Origin of the sequence: Sphingomonas sp. CFBP 13714, from assembly GCF_014842205.1 — a bacterium.
Lineage (GTDB): Bacteria > Pseudomonadota > Alphaproteobacteria > Sphingomonadales > Sphingomonadaceae > Sphingomonas > Sphingomonas aerolata.
In genome coordinates this window covers 24,017-36,767 of sequence record NZ_JACYVG010000009.1, presented here as the reverse complement: position 1 = coordinate 36,767, position 12,751 = coordinate 24,017, and the positions used below count along the sequence as shown (strand labels likewise).

The window sequence follows — 12,751 nt, the reverse complement described above, 5'->3', positions numbered from 1 at the left end:
GCCAGGACGTTGCGTTCGGCCGTTCTCGCCGAGCTGGCAATATGTATCTACCCACCCCGCCCGCGGTACGCGCTGCTGATCGTGGATTTGCCTGGCGAACCCCACCGACCAAAGCGCTCGTTTAAACTGTGCACATTGCGCGCCTGCCCGTCTATCTAGCATGATGAAGCATAGGCCTCCGGCCGGCGCGATGCCGGGACGCGATCTTTCGGCGGTCATGGAACGCATGCGGCCGGCGCTCATGGCGTTCTTCGTCCGTCGTCTCAGTGATCCCGTGCAGGCGGAAGATCTGATCCAGGATCTTTTCATCCGCATGGCGACGATGAGGGGGCCGGCCACCGACAATCCCGAAGGCTATATTTTCCAAGCAGCCGCCAACCTGTTGCGCGATCAATATCGACGTGATGCGACCAGGTACCGATATCAGCAATCACGAGCGACCGATGCTGACCTTGGCGTCGATCCGATCGACGCCGAGCGGTTGCTGTCCGCGCGGCAGAGCGTCGGGTGCGTCGCGCGCACGCTGGGCGGCCTGCCTGACCGGACTCGCCAAATTTTCATTCTCTACCGATTGGAAGGCATGCAGCGTAAGGCGATCGCCGATGCGTTCGGCATTTCCGTGAGCGCGGTCGAGAAACATATCGCGAACGCAATGCGCGCGCTGCTTGCCGCCATGGGAGACTCGTAATGACTGCGCCGCAATCCGATGCGGACACCGTCATCGACTGGTGCCTGCGGTTGTCCGACGGGGCCTTGTCTCCAAAGGAGCGCACCGACCTGCACTCGTGGTTGGCCGACGACCCGCGCCGGGGCGAGCGCCTGGGCGCAGCGCTTGCCGCCTGGGACGCGGTTGAGGAGAATGCCGACGCTCCCGAGATGCTCGCGCTACGCCGCGAAGCCCTCGGTGCCGTACATCGCGCGGGGCAGCGTCGCTGGATCCGGACGCCGATGGTGTCCCGACCTGTGGTCTGGGCGATCGCGGCTGTGCTCCTGCTTGCGCTGTCGCTGGGCTCGCTGGCGTGGCGCCACGGCGCCCGCGACGAATATCGCACCGCGATCGGTGAGCGACGTGTCATCGCGCTGGCAGATGGCTCGCGTCTGTCGCTCGACGCCGACAGCATGGTCACGGTCGCCTTCAGCCCGCAACGCCGCGACATCGTCCTCGAGAAGGGTCGCGCGCGCTTCAAGGTCGCAAAGGATCCGCTGCGCCCGTTCGCGGTGCGCAGCGGGCGAAACGTGGTGATCGCAACCGGGACCGAGTTTTCGGTCGAAAGGCTCAGCCGCGAAGTGCGGGTCGCGCTGTTCGAGGGTCGGGTCGCGGTGTTGCGTGATACCCCCCAGGGGCAGATGAACGAGGTCGTCCGGCTGGGTGGGCACCAACTGACCGCAGAGCGTGCGCTGACCCCGGGTCATGAGATCGGCCTGCCGGTATCGGGGTTCGTCGGATCCGTGAACTCATCGATCGGAAACGACGGCTGGGGCGCGGAGCAGGTGAGTTTCACGTCGGAGACACTCGTCGCCGCCGCCGAACGCATGAACCGCTATGCCCAGCGCCGCCGGATCATTGTCGATCCGGGTGCCGCGGACATTCGCGTCAGCGGGGTCTTCAACAATGGCGACGTCGATGCCTTTGCCGACGCAATCGCCACAACGTTCCCGGTCGATGCCGCTGTTACCGGCGAGGCGATCCGCTTGAGCCGCCGTCGCTGAAACGGAGATAAAGCGAAATTATAAGATAATTTTCGTAATGAAGTGAGTGTTCGACACCCTCGCACGTCACAAAAGTATAACAGAGGAAGAGGGGCGATCGATGATGTTAAGGGACCGACGAATTCTTGGCGTAAGCTGCGTGGCAATCGCTACGGTGATGGTGGTCTCTCCGGCACAGGCGCAGCGGGTGGTTCGCGTCGACATCAAGGCCCAGCCACTCGGCCCGGCGCTGCGGTTGCTCGGCCGCCAGATGCACGTGCAGATGGTGTTCGACGAAACCCTCCTCGCCGACCGCGTATCCCCGACGATCAGTGGTTCGATGACGCCGGACGTGGCGATCTACCGGCTTCTGCACGGCAGTGGTCTCGTCACCTCGCGAACGGGACAGGGCGTTTATGTGATCGCACGCCCCGCCGCGCTGACGCGCGTGGCGATGACGGGGTCTCAATCACAGGTTTTGCCGCAACGCCCGGCGAACCAGCCCGACACGGAACAGGACGACACGACGGGTCCGACGCCGCCTGGTGGCGACATCGTCGTGACGGGATCGCGCATCCGGTCGAAAAATCTCGTCGAAACGGCACCGGTGACCAGCGTCAGCCAGGCGGACATCAAGCTGCAGGCAGCCTTCAGTGTCCAGGAGGTGCTGAACCGCGTTCCGGCGATCAAGAACAATGACACCAATCTATCGAACGGCAACGGGCGCCAGCAGTTCGATTTCCACGGGCTCGGGACCAACCGGACGCTCACGCTGATCGACGGTCAGCGGATCGGCGTCACCGAAGGGATCGATGCGTCCGTCGTGCCGGTCGGACTGATCGAGCGCGTCGATCTGCTGACCGGCGGCGCATCTGCCGTCTATGGCTCGGACGCTATCGGCGGCGTGGTGAACTTCATCCTCCGCAAGGATTTCGAGGGCGTCAACGCGAACGTCAATTACGGTTTCTACAACGCCGACAACCGCGACAACATCGCCGCGCAGGCCGCGCGTGACGCAGGCTTCGCCGTGCCCAGCGGCATGGCCAATGATGGCGGCCGGTTCGACGCCAATATCAGCATGGGCAAAAATTTCGCCGGCGGCCGCGGCAACATCTCGCTCTTCGGGGCCTATAGCCAGGTCGAACCGGTCCTCGCATCGTCGAGGTCGTTTTCCGTCTGCCCGATCACCTTGTCGGGGCAGTCGGTCGTCTGCGCCTCACCGTCCTCGGCAACGCCGGCTGGCTATTTCCAGGCGCTGTCCGGGCCGGCGCAGAATGGCTCCGTCCTCACAAACGCGGCGGGTGGGGGTCGCGAATTCGTCCCGTTCACGGGGGCCAACGGCTACAATTACAACGACAGCTTCTATTTCCAGCGCGAGAACAAGCGATACAACGGCGCCGTCTTCCTCAACTACGAGGTTTCCCCCGCGCTGCAGCTCTATGCAAACGGGCTCTATCTGAGGTCCGAGTCGCGGAGCCAGTCGGATCCCGCTACCATTCAGCCCGGCTCGATCCCCTATGACATCAATTGCGACAACCCGCTTCTATCGCAACAGCAGGCAGGCGCGTTGTGCGGTACCGCCGCGGGGACGGCAACGAACGTCCGCACCGATGTCCGCTACCGCTTTACTGACGCGCAGTCGACGCTGTCGTCCAACGAGATCTATCGCGCGGTGGCGGGGTTTCGCGGCGATCTGGGCAGCGCATGGCATTATGACGTAGGCGGCGTTTATTCGACCACGCTCTACCGCCAGCAACAGCTCGGCCGCATCGACCCCGCCAAGGTCGCCACCGCACTGCAGGTGGTCGACGTCAACGGCACGCCGACCTGCGCCGCGGTGGTCAGCGGATCCGACCCGAGCTGCGTCCCGCTCGACATTTTCTCCACCAACGGGCCCAGCGCCGCGGCCGTCGACTATCTGTCGTTCGCGCAAGGCGGCGGCGTGTTCCGCGAGCGGTATGAGCAATGGGTGGGCAATGCCAACGTCACCGGCGACCTCGGCGAATATGGCATCAGAAGCCCGTTTTCGACCAAGGGCATCAACATCGCGGTTGGCGGGGAATATCGGTCGAGCGGCTATCGTTCGCGCCCCGACGCCGCCTATCAGGCTGCGTTCGGGTCGACGCCCTCGACATTGTCCAACAACGCGGTCGACCTCTACGGTGAGGTCAACGTGCCGCTGGTCAGCGACCGCCCCCTGATCCGCGACCTGAGTATCGGCGCCGCGATTCGTGGATCGAAATATTCCGGGGTCGAACGGGTGCGGTCAACGTACAAGATCGACGGCAGCTGGCGGCCGATCGAGGACCTGCTGTTCCGGGCGAGCTACAACAAGGCAACCCGCGCACCGAGCATCTACGAACTCTCGTCGAACGCCAACGCCAGTTACGGTGTGCTCGACACGAACACGCTGGGCGATCCGTGCGCAGGGACGAGCCCCGTTGCCAGCCGCGAGGTCTGCGCGAGCACCGGCGTGACCGCCGCACAATATGGCGCGATCCAGCAATGTCCGGATTTCCTGTGCACTGTCCGCAACGGTTCCGAAGGTCTGGTGACGCCCGAAGTCGCGCACACCTACACCTACGGCCTCGTCCTGACGCCCCGCATGCTGCGCGGCTTTTCCGCGACCGCCGATTATTACAGCATCGAGATCCAGAACGGCATCGGCTATTACCGCGCAATCGATTTCCTGCAGACCTGCGCGAACACCGGCTATGATTTCTTCTGCGGACAGTTGAAGCGCAACGCCGACGGGACGCTGTTCAGCAACGCCGGAGCAGCAACGGGCTATATCAACCAGGGATACAGCAACCTTGGCCGAACGAATGCCCGCGGGTTCAACTTCTCTGCCAATTACGACACGCGGATGGGCAACTGGGCGCGGTTCTCCACCAGCTATGTCGCGACGCTGCAGACCGCCAAGGGCGGTGATCTCGGCCTCCCCGACACCGACTTCAACGTGGTCGGGCTGTTCGGGCCCTATGCCGGGCAGGGCTATCGCCGGTATCAGCACAATTTCCGGTTTACGCTCAGCTCGCCCGAAGCTGCGCAGACCCAGGCGCTGGTCTCGGTCAACTGGAGGCATAATTCGGGGCTGAAGAACTCGCGCCTCGATGGAAATCCGATCTTCGGCGAGGACGATCCGAGCGTGCCTGATGCATATAAGTATCTGCCCGCCTATGACGTGTTCGACCTGAGCGGGAGCGTCACCGTATCGCGGGCGCTGACGCTGAGAATGGTCGTCAACAACGTGCTCAACCGGGCGGCGCCGGTTCGTCCCAGCCCCCCGCTCGAGGCGGCGGAGCGCGTCAACACCTCGCCTTCGGTCTATGATGCGCTCGGCCGGTCTATCAACATCGGGGCGACCCTGGATTTCTAGGGCCGTAGCCAGGCATGGCGGCGCCACCGGACGCGTCGCCATGCGGGAAGGGAAAGCATGACGGGTCAACCACCGGGCGTCGCCGACGCATTCGCCAGCGTGTCACGTCGCCGCGTCATGGCAGCAGGGACCGGTTCCATGTTCGCCGGGCTCTTCACGGGGCTGGGCGCCGCCGAAGCCAGCGCCCCCGGCGCGGACGAGCGCCACCGGATTGCGGCGACCGAGCCCGCGAGCGAGTGGCTGCTCGGGCACCCCGTGGGTAACGGCCGGCTCGCCGCGATGATGGGCGGCGGGGTCGTACGCGACATATTGTCGCTCAATCACGATACATTGTGGAGCGGCCAGCCCGACGTCAGCCCCGGGCAGGCGGGCGTCGATCGAGACCATGCCGATCCTCGCAACCGGGACGCACTCGCTGCAGTTCGCCGCGCCGTGTTCGCCGATGATCCGATCAGTGCCGATCAACTGAGCCATGCTCTCCAGGGGCCATTCAGTGCGAGCTATGCACCGATGGCGGATCTCCACCTCGAGATGGACCATCGCGAAGCCCCGCAGGACTATCGCCGGATGCTCGACCTCGATCGCGCGGTTGCATCCGTCACGTATCGCTCTGGCGGGACAGGCTTCGGCCGCGACCTGTTCGCCTCGCACCCCGATGGCGTGATCGTGCTGCGGCTTACCGCGGATCGACGCGGCATGATCAATTGCCGCCTGATGCTGACGAGCAAGCTGCGCGCGACGGCGACGGCTACCGCACAATCAGGCAGCAACCAGATCACCCTGCTCGGCAAGGCGCCCACGCAGAGCGAGCCCGATTATCGCGACGTTCCCGACCCCATTCGATATTCGGATAGCCCTGGTCGGGGCATGGCGTTCGCGACGATCCTGTCGGTCGAAACCGATGGCGGCGCAATCACCGCGTCGGAGGGGGCGCTGCACATCCGCGGCGCCACAACCGCGATCGTCCGCATCGCCGCCGCCACAGGGTTTCGCCGCTTCAACCTCGCGCCCGACACCCCCGTCGCCGCGGTCCGCGCTTCGGCCGAACGCGACCTCGCGGCTGCCAGACGTCATGACTATACGACACTAGTAAAGCGTCACGTCAGCGATCATCAGGCGCTCTACCGCCGCGCCTCACTCGAACTCAACGGCACGATCGGGGACGGGGATACACCGCGTGCCGAACGCCTGTTCCAGCTCGGCCGCTATCTCCTCATCGCCAGTTCGCGCCCCGATACGATGCCCGCCAATCTTCAGGGCGTGTGGAATGCGGCGGTACGTCCGCCCTGGAGCTCGAACTACACCACCAACATCAATCTCCAGATGAATTATTGGGCTGCCGAGACTTGCAATGTCGCGGACTGCCATCTTCCGCTGATCGATCATATCGAACGGCTCGCGGTCACCGGCGCGCGCACCGCGCGGCAATTCTACGGAATGCCGGGCTGGTGTGTGCATCATAACAGCGATTTGTGGGCGATGAGCAACCCCGCCGGCGCGGGCGTCGGCGATCCGAATTGGGCGAACTGGCCAATGGCGGGCCCATGGCTGGTACAGCACGTCTGGGATCATTACCGCTTCAGCGGCGATCGCGACTTCCTCAAGACGCGTGGCTTTGCATTGATGCGAGGCTGCGCCGAATTCTGTGCAGCCTGGCTGGTTCGCGATCCACGAAGCGGCCATCTCACGACCGCCCCGTCGATCTCGCCTGAGAACCTGTTTTTGACCGCGACCGGCAAGTCCGCCGCAATATCGGCAGGCTGCACGATGGACCTCGCGCTGATCCGCGAACTGTTCACGAACTGCATCGCGGCCATGGCAGTAATCGGTGATGTCGACGGGCTCACAGTGCGCCTCGCCGGGTTGCTGAAGCAAATCGAGCCCTATCGCACCGGCCAATATGGCCAACTTCAGGAATGGGCGACCGACTTCGCCGAGCAGGACCCGGGCCACCGACACATCTCGCATCTCTATCCGCTCTATCCCGGCGATGCGATCGACCCCGTTCGGACGCCCGCGCTCGCCCGGGCTGCGCGCGCGTCGATCACGCGCCGCGAGGCGCATGGCGGTGCCAGCACGGGCTGGAGCCGTGCCTGGGCGACCGCGGTCTGGGCCCGGCTGGGTGACGGCGCGCAGGCCGGGCGATCGCTTTCCGCGTTCATCGCCAACAGCGTCGCAGCGAACCTGCTCGACACGCATCCGGCAAAGCCACGGCCCGTATTCCAGATCGATGGCAATCTGGGCATCACCGCGGCGATCGCGGAGATGCTGCTACAGAGCCGCGAAACCGAGATCGCGCTGCTGCCTGCGGTCCCCCCGCAATGGACCAGCGGTCGCGTCGTCGGGCTCCGCGCGCGGGGCGGTCACGAGGTTGCGATCGCGTGGAGCGATGGCCATGTCGACGCGACGGTAATTGCCGGCGACACGCGCCTTTCGGTCCGATTGCCGTCAGGGTTCGAACCGCTCAAGATTGTTCAGCGGGGGACGATCGTCCGGTTCGAGAAGGATACACAGTCTATCACGTTCGAGACTGTGAAGGGCCGACGCTACGACGTCGCGCTACGCAGAACCGCTCAGGGCGCCGCCAGCAGCACGCCACGCGAGAGCGATGCCACATGACCCGAAACGTTCCAGGAGTCCCCATGTCGATCATCACCCGCCGCGCTATGCTTGCCTCGGGGCTCGCCTCCGGCCTGGCATCGACAGCGTCGTCTAGCGGCTGGGCGCGCAAGCCATCGCCCGGAACTTCACCCGCGCCCTGGGGAGCAACCCCCTCCCCGCGCCAGCTGGCCTGGCACGCACGGGAGCAATACGCCTTCGTCCATTTTTCGATCAACACCTTCACCGATCGCGAATGGGGCTATGGCGACGAAGACCCCAAATTGTTCGCACCAACCGACTTCTCGGCGGATCAGATCGTCGGAGCGGCCAAGGCCGGCGGCCTGCGCGGGATCGTGCTTACCGCCAAGCATCATGACGGATTCTGTCTCTGGCCGACGATGCTGACCGAGCATTGCGTCAGGAACAGCCCGTTTCGTGATGGTAAAGGCGATGTGGTCCGCGAATTCGAGCAAGCGGCTAGGCGTGCCGGCCTCGACTTCGGCCTTTATCTGTCACCCTGGGACCGCAATCACGCCGAATATGGCCGCCCCGGCTATCTCGACTATTACCGCAACCAGATCGTCGAACTCTGTACGCGCTACGGCCAGCTGTTTGAGTTCTGGTTCGACGGCGCCAACGGCGGCGACGGCTATTATGGCGGCGCCCGCGAGACACGGAAGATCGACTCCGAGACCTATTATAACTGGCCGTCAATCTTCGCCCTGGTGCATCAGCATCAGCCCATGGCCTGCACCTTCGAACCGCTAGGGTCCGACGTGCGGTGGGTCGGCAACGAGGATGGTGTCGCCGGCGATCCGTGCTGGCCGACCATGGCCAACCGCAAACCGAGCCAGGCGGACGGCAATGCCGGTCTTCGCAACGGCCCCTTATGGTGGCCCGCCGAAACCAACACCTCGATCCGCCCGGGCTGGTTCTACCACGCCGACGAGGATGCGAAGGTCAAGGATCCTGAGCGGATGCTGCAATTGTTCGACGAATCGATCGCGCGTGGCACCAATCTGATCCTGAACCTGCCACCCGACCGGCGCGGGCGTTTGGCCGATCCCGACGTCGCCGTTCTGCAAGCATTCGGTACCGCGCAGCGCGCAACGTTCGCGGACAATCGTGCGACCGGCGCGATCGCGTCGGCCGATCACGTTCGCGGGCCGGGCTTTGCGGCGGCCAATGTGCTCGATCGTAACCCCGCAAATTATTGGTCGACCCCCGACACCGTCCACACGCCGAGCCTTGTCCTCGACCTTCCGCCCGGCCGCAGCTTCGATCTCGTCCGGATCCGGGAGTTCCTGCCGCTTGGCGTCCGCGTCGACCGCTTTGCGATCGACGTCGATCGCGGCAAGGGGTGGTCGGAGATCGCATCGGGCACGTGCATCGCCGCCCAGCGCGTCGTCCGCCTGCCCGCGCCCGTCGTCGCACGACGACTGCGGCTGCGGATCGTCGCCGCACAGGCGTGTCCGGCGATCAGCGAAATCGCGCTGTTCCGCCAGATCGCGCCGACCGCGGTCACGCTGCCCGCCGCGCGTAGCCGCGATGTGCTGCAGCCCTCCGAGATATCGATCGTCTCGGCATCGGGACAGACGGCGGCCGCCGTGCTCGACAATGATTCGAACACAGTCTGGCAGGTTCCGGTCGCGTCGACGGCGGATCGCCCGACCGTCACCTTCAAATTGACCACGCCTCAGCACTTGGCTGGCTTCATCCTGACGCCCTCGCGCGCGGTGATGACGGATACCGCGCCACCGAAACGGTTCCTTGTCGAGACAAGCCTCGACGGGAAGACATGGGCCAAGGCCGCCGCCGACGAGTTCTCGAACATCGCCAACGCGCTCTCGCCGCAACGCATCGTCTTCGACACGAAGGTTGACGCCGTCTACGTCCGCATGACCTTCATCGGTCTTGCATCCCCCAGAACGCATATGGCCATCGCCGGCATCGACCTGTTACGGTAGAGGGCCGGCAGGCGCGATACGCACCCCGCCTGCCGCCGATGGTTATCTGTGGATGAACGCGAGGATGTCGGCGTTGATGACGTCGGCGTGTCATGCGGATAGCCTGGACAGGTCTTGAGCCTGCCGCCCATCGGGTACCAGTTCCGGCAAGGGGTGCGACCTGATCATCTTCGCCATGATCACCAGCACTGGCTGATCGGCGATGCGCGCGACCGGGCGTTGCGAGACTATTGGAAGAGCGAATCCGACTTTGTCGATGTCGATTCGACCGCCGGCAGCTTCGATCCGAAGACGGGCGAGCGACGCCTTTCGATGACGGGTAAGGCGCGCATGAATTGGACCTCAGGCTGGTATCCAACCGACGGGATGGGGACCGGCTATGGTGCTGCTTTCACCCGCGACGCCGGGCTCGACGGTGACGCACCGTACGCCGTCCCCTATCCACAGCATACGCGCACGGTGGACACGGTCCTGTTGCCGCAAGAACGATATCGCCAGATCAGTCGCGGGCATCGAATATCGCCGCCGTGTCACGTTAAAGGGCGGCATGTTCACCGCGAAACGCACCCGCCGACGAGTTCGCAGCCTATGGCGTATCGCCCTGAGATGGGTCGCATCGCCGTTGCTCATGATCGCCCACCCACGCGTAGATCACAGTATCAGGACCGGTAGGACGCTCGACGCTGGAAGTGGCGGTCTTGTTCAGGACAGCAAATCTGTGGCCCCTGCCCTCAACAAGAGGCACAATTCCCGAGCTGGTCGGGGCGGTTTCAGTGCTCGTTGGAATGCCGGTCTTCGGCCGGCGTGTAATAGCGCGCGATATCCGCTTCGGTGAGGGCATGACCGCTCGACTCTTTAACAAGCGCGGCGATTTCGCCATCGGTCTTCCCGGCATTGCGCAGTTGCTCGATCTCGTCGCTTACCATGTTGATGAAGGCGGGGACCGGAAACCGTTCCTCACCCAAGCCAAGTGCATCGCGCATATGCTTTTGCGCACGCAAGGCTTCGGGAAGCGTGAACGCGATATCATCAGCCATCGAACGTGCCTTTCATGGACTAGATATGGTCGGGGGGCATTGGCCCCCCGACACCGAAACGCTTATGCGGTGACCGCATCCGCTTTGACGTTCACGCTCGACGTTGCCATCGCGGTCAACTTGTCGTCGGTCGCATATTCCTCATCGAGCGTTTCTTTCAGAATCGCAGCGATATCGGCGCGGCCGAGCTGGTTCGCCCAAGCGATCAGCGTGCCATAGCGCGTGATCTCATAATGCTCGACAGCCTGTGCCGACGCGATCAGCGCGGCATCCAGAACGGCTTTGTCCTCGATCTCGCCGGCGACTTCGTTGGCTTCCTTGATGATGCCGTCGATCGCCGGGCAGGTCACGGCCTTCGCCTTCTCGCCCAGCAGGTCGAAGATCCGCTCGAGGCGCGTGATCTGCCCTTCCGTCTCACGCAGATGAGTTTCGAAACCCTGCTTCAGGGCTGGCGCCGTTGTTTTTGCCACCATCTTCGGCAGCGCCTTGGTGATCTGGTTTTCCGCGTAATACACGTCCTGCAACTGGTGCAGGAACAGGTCGTCGAACGTCACGATGTCTTTGGAAAACAGGCCCATGATAGTGTCCTCGCTAAGCAAATGGCTGCGAAGCAAACTGCTCCGGCACCGCCGCAACGCGCCGGCTCCGGGGTAAGTTTCGTTCGGTTCAGCGCAGCCTTCACGCCAGTCCGATCGGTGGCGGCGTGTAATCCTCGACGCCGTTCCGGTTGTCGCTCGGCTGATCATGCCGGCAGTCAAGTCGAGCATAGGAACGATCGGAAAAGCCCCCATCTAGCGTCGCATGACCAATAGCATTCTTCATCTCGGGCTCATGGAAGACGGGGAAATCGAACTCGATCTGGCCGCCCTGGAACTCGCAGCGCTCGATCATCCCGGTATCGATCTCGACGACTATATCGACGAGCTCACTGGCATAGAATTGGCCCTGCGCGCTGCGGACGGCGACGCAGCAGGGAGAGTCGCTCAGGCCCAGACCTTGAGCAGCGTGATGGTCGACGAATTCGGATTCTCCGGCGACCGCACGCACTACGACGATCCCCAGAACGCGGACCTGATCGCCGTCGTCGATCGACGGCTCGGTCTGCCGATCAGTCTGTCGATCCTCTATGTGGCAATGGCCCGACGCCTTGGATGGTCGGCGATGCCGCTCAACACCCCCGGTCACGTCCTGGTCCGCCTTGGCGACGCACCGGAGGCGCTGATCATCGATCCCTTCAATGACGGTCGCATCGTCGCCCCCGAACAGGTGGAAGCCTTGTTGGAGCAGATGACGGGCCAGACACGGTTTTCCGACGGGATGCTGCCCCTGTCGAACCGATCGGCGCTTGTTCGACTGCTGCTCAACCAGGCGACCCGTGCCGAGCAGGCCGGCAATACCGCGCGCGCGCTAGTCCTGTACGACCGCATGACGATCGTGGCGCCCACGCACGCCCATGGCTGGTGGGAGCGAGCCAGACTTCAGCTAGTCGCAGAAGATGTTGCCGGCGCCCGCAACAGTCTTAGCGCGATGCTCGAGATTTCCCGGGACGACGATTTGCGCCTGCAGGTATCGGCAGCGCTCGATGCCCTTCCCCGGCCAACGCCTTCGTGAACGTAGCGGTGGACTGCCCTTACCCCAAGCGCCCTTTGGGAAGGCTTCTGCCCGCGAGAAGATCGTCGAGCCCTGGGATACCTTCAGCTCGCCGGCTTTGCGATCCCTGGTAGCTTCGCCGCGCGGAGCTTGTTGAGCAGATCGCGTGATTCCACGGGGGCCGCCTGTTTGAACAGGCTGAACAGCGCGCCATCGTCCAAACCGCTGATGTCAAACCCGATCGACAAGGCAATGGGCTGACGAAGGCGAGCACCGGGCTGCGCCTCGAGGACGAGTACGAACCACCGCATTCCGACAGGCGGCTGTCCGATATTTTCGGCGAACTCCCCTGCAACGGCCTGGCGTATCCGGATGCGTCGATCAGGATTATTGTCGAACCAAGCCGCGTCCCCGTGCGTGACTACCTCTGCGATGCGGTCGTCGATCGAGCGGGGTGTACTGATCATCATGAGGTCCTGACATGCGCC

At 63.9% G+C, this 12,751-nt stretch carries 10 protein-coding genes; 7 read left to right on the top strand and 3 right to left on the bottom strand.

Going from position 1 to position 12,751, the window contains the following annotated elements; genetic code table 11:
- The first annotated feature begins 160 nt into the window (after positions 1-160).
- From IFT54_RS17710 to IFT54_RS17685, 6 genes are all read left to right on the top strand, one after another.
- On the top strand, positions 161-688 hold the full coding sequence (locus tag IFT54_RS17710) for an RNA polymerase sigma factor (protein WP_197984740.1): 528 nt from the start codon (positions 161-163) through the stop codon (positions 686-688).
- Positions 688-1,710 (top strand): FecR family protein, encoded by a 1,023-nt coding sequence (locus IFT54_RS17705; protein ID WP_192071585.1) that lies wholly within the window; start codon positions 688-690, stop codon positions 1,708-1,710. Before IFT54_RS17710 ends, IFT54_RS17705 begins: the two co-directional genes overlap by 1 nt.
- Before the next feature lie 139 nt (positions 1,711-1,849).
- On the top strand, positions 1,850-5,068 hold the full coding sequence (locus IFT54_RS17700) for a TonB-dependent receptor domain-containing protein (protein ID WP_192071584.1): 3,219 nt from the start codon (positions 1,850-1,852) through the stop codon (positions 5,066-5,068).
- A gap of 57 nt (positions 5,069-5,125) precedes the next feature.
- Complete coding sequence (locus tag IFT54_RS17695; RefSeq protein ID WP_192071583.1) at positions 5,126-7,687, top strand: glycoside hydrolase family 95 protein; 2,562 nt, start codon at positions 5,126-5,128, stop codon at positions 7,685-7,687.
- A 23-nt stretch (positions 7,688-7,710) separates the two neighbouring features.
- Entirely contained in the window at positions 7,711-9,636 is a 1,926-nt protein-coding gene (locus tag IFT54_RS17690) for an alpha-L-fucosidase (protein ID WP_192071582.1), read from the top strand.
- A 114-nt stretch (positions 9,637-9,750) separates the two neighbouring features.
- A complete protein-coding gene (locus IFT54_RS17685; protein ID WP_192071581.1) occupies positions 9,751-10,308 on the top strand; it encodes a hypothetical protein in 558 nt (185 codons plus the stop codon).
- Positions 10,309-10,406: 98 nt separating this feature from the next.
- Here the strand turns inward: IFT54_RS17685 and IFT54_RS17680 are convergent, their stop codons facing one another.
- On the bottom strand, positions 10,407-10,673 hold the full coding sequence (locus IFT54_RS17680) for a hypothetical protein (protein WP_192071580.1): 267 nt from the start codon (positions 10,671-10,673) through the stop codon (positions 10,407-10,409).
- 62 nt (positions 10,674-10,735) lie between these two features.
- Positions 10,736-11,251 carry a YciE/YciF ferroxidase family protein gene (locus IFT54_RS17675; RefSeq protein WP_192071579.1) on the bottom strand — a complete coding sequence of 172 codons (516 nt, stop codon included), beginning with the start codon at positions 11,249-11,251 and terminating at the stop codon, positions 10,736-10,738.
- 223 nt (positions 11,252-11,474) lie between these two features.
- Between IFT54_RS17675 and IFT54_RS17670 the strand changes: the two genes are divergently transcribed.
- Complete coding sequence (locus tag IFT54_RS17670) at positions 11,475-12,284, top strand: SirB1 family protein (RefSeq protein WP_192071578.1); 810 nt, start codon at positions 11,475-11,477, stop codon at positions 12,282-12,284.
- Positions 12,285-12,367: 83 nt separating this feature from the next.
- On the opposite strand, the gene IFT54_RS17665 is transcribed toward IFT54_RS17670, so the two are convergent.
- On the bottom strand, positions 12,368-12,733 hold the full coding sequence (locus IFT54_RS17665) for a hypothetical protein (protein WP_192071577.1): 366 nt from the start codon (positions 12,731-12,733) through the stop codon (positions 12,368-12,370).
- Positions 12,734-12,751 lie beyond the last annotated feature (18 nt).

Coding starts and splice junctions, on each gene's coding strand:
- IFT54_RS17695 (WP_192071583.1), top strand. CDS start 5,126: ATGACGGGTCAACCACCGGGCGTCGCCGACGCATTCGCCAGCGTGTCA.
- IFT54_RS17705 (WP_192071585.1), top strand. CDS start 688: ATGACTGCGCCGCAATCCGATGCGGACACCGTCATCGACTGGTGCCTG.
- IFT54_RS17670 (WP_192071578.1), top strand. CDS start 11,475: ATGACCAATAGCATTCTTCATCTCGGGCTCATGGAAGACGGGGAAATC.
- IFT54_RS17710 (WP_197984740.1), top strand. CDS start 161: ATGATGAAGCATAGGCCTCCGGCCGGCGCGATGCCGGGACGCGATCTT.
- IFT54_RS17680 (WP_192071580.1), bottom strand. CDS start 10,673: ATGGCTGATGATATCGCGTTCACGCTTCCCGAAGCCTTGCGTGCGCAA.
- IFT54_RS17675 (WP_192071579.1), bottom strand. CDS start 11,251: ATGGGCCTGTTTTCCAAAGACATCGTGACGTTCGACGACCTGTTCCTG.
- IFT54_RS17690 (WP_192071582.1), top strand. CDS start 7,711: ATGTCGATCATCACCCGCCGCGCTATGCTTGCCTCGGGGCTCGCCTCC.
- IFT54_RS17665 (WP_192071577.1), bottom strand. CDS start 12,733: ATGATGATCAGTACACCCCGCTCGATCGACGACCGCATCGCAGAGGTA.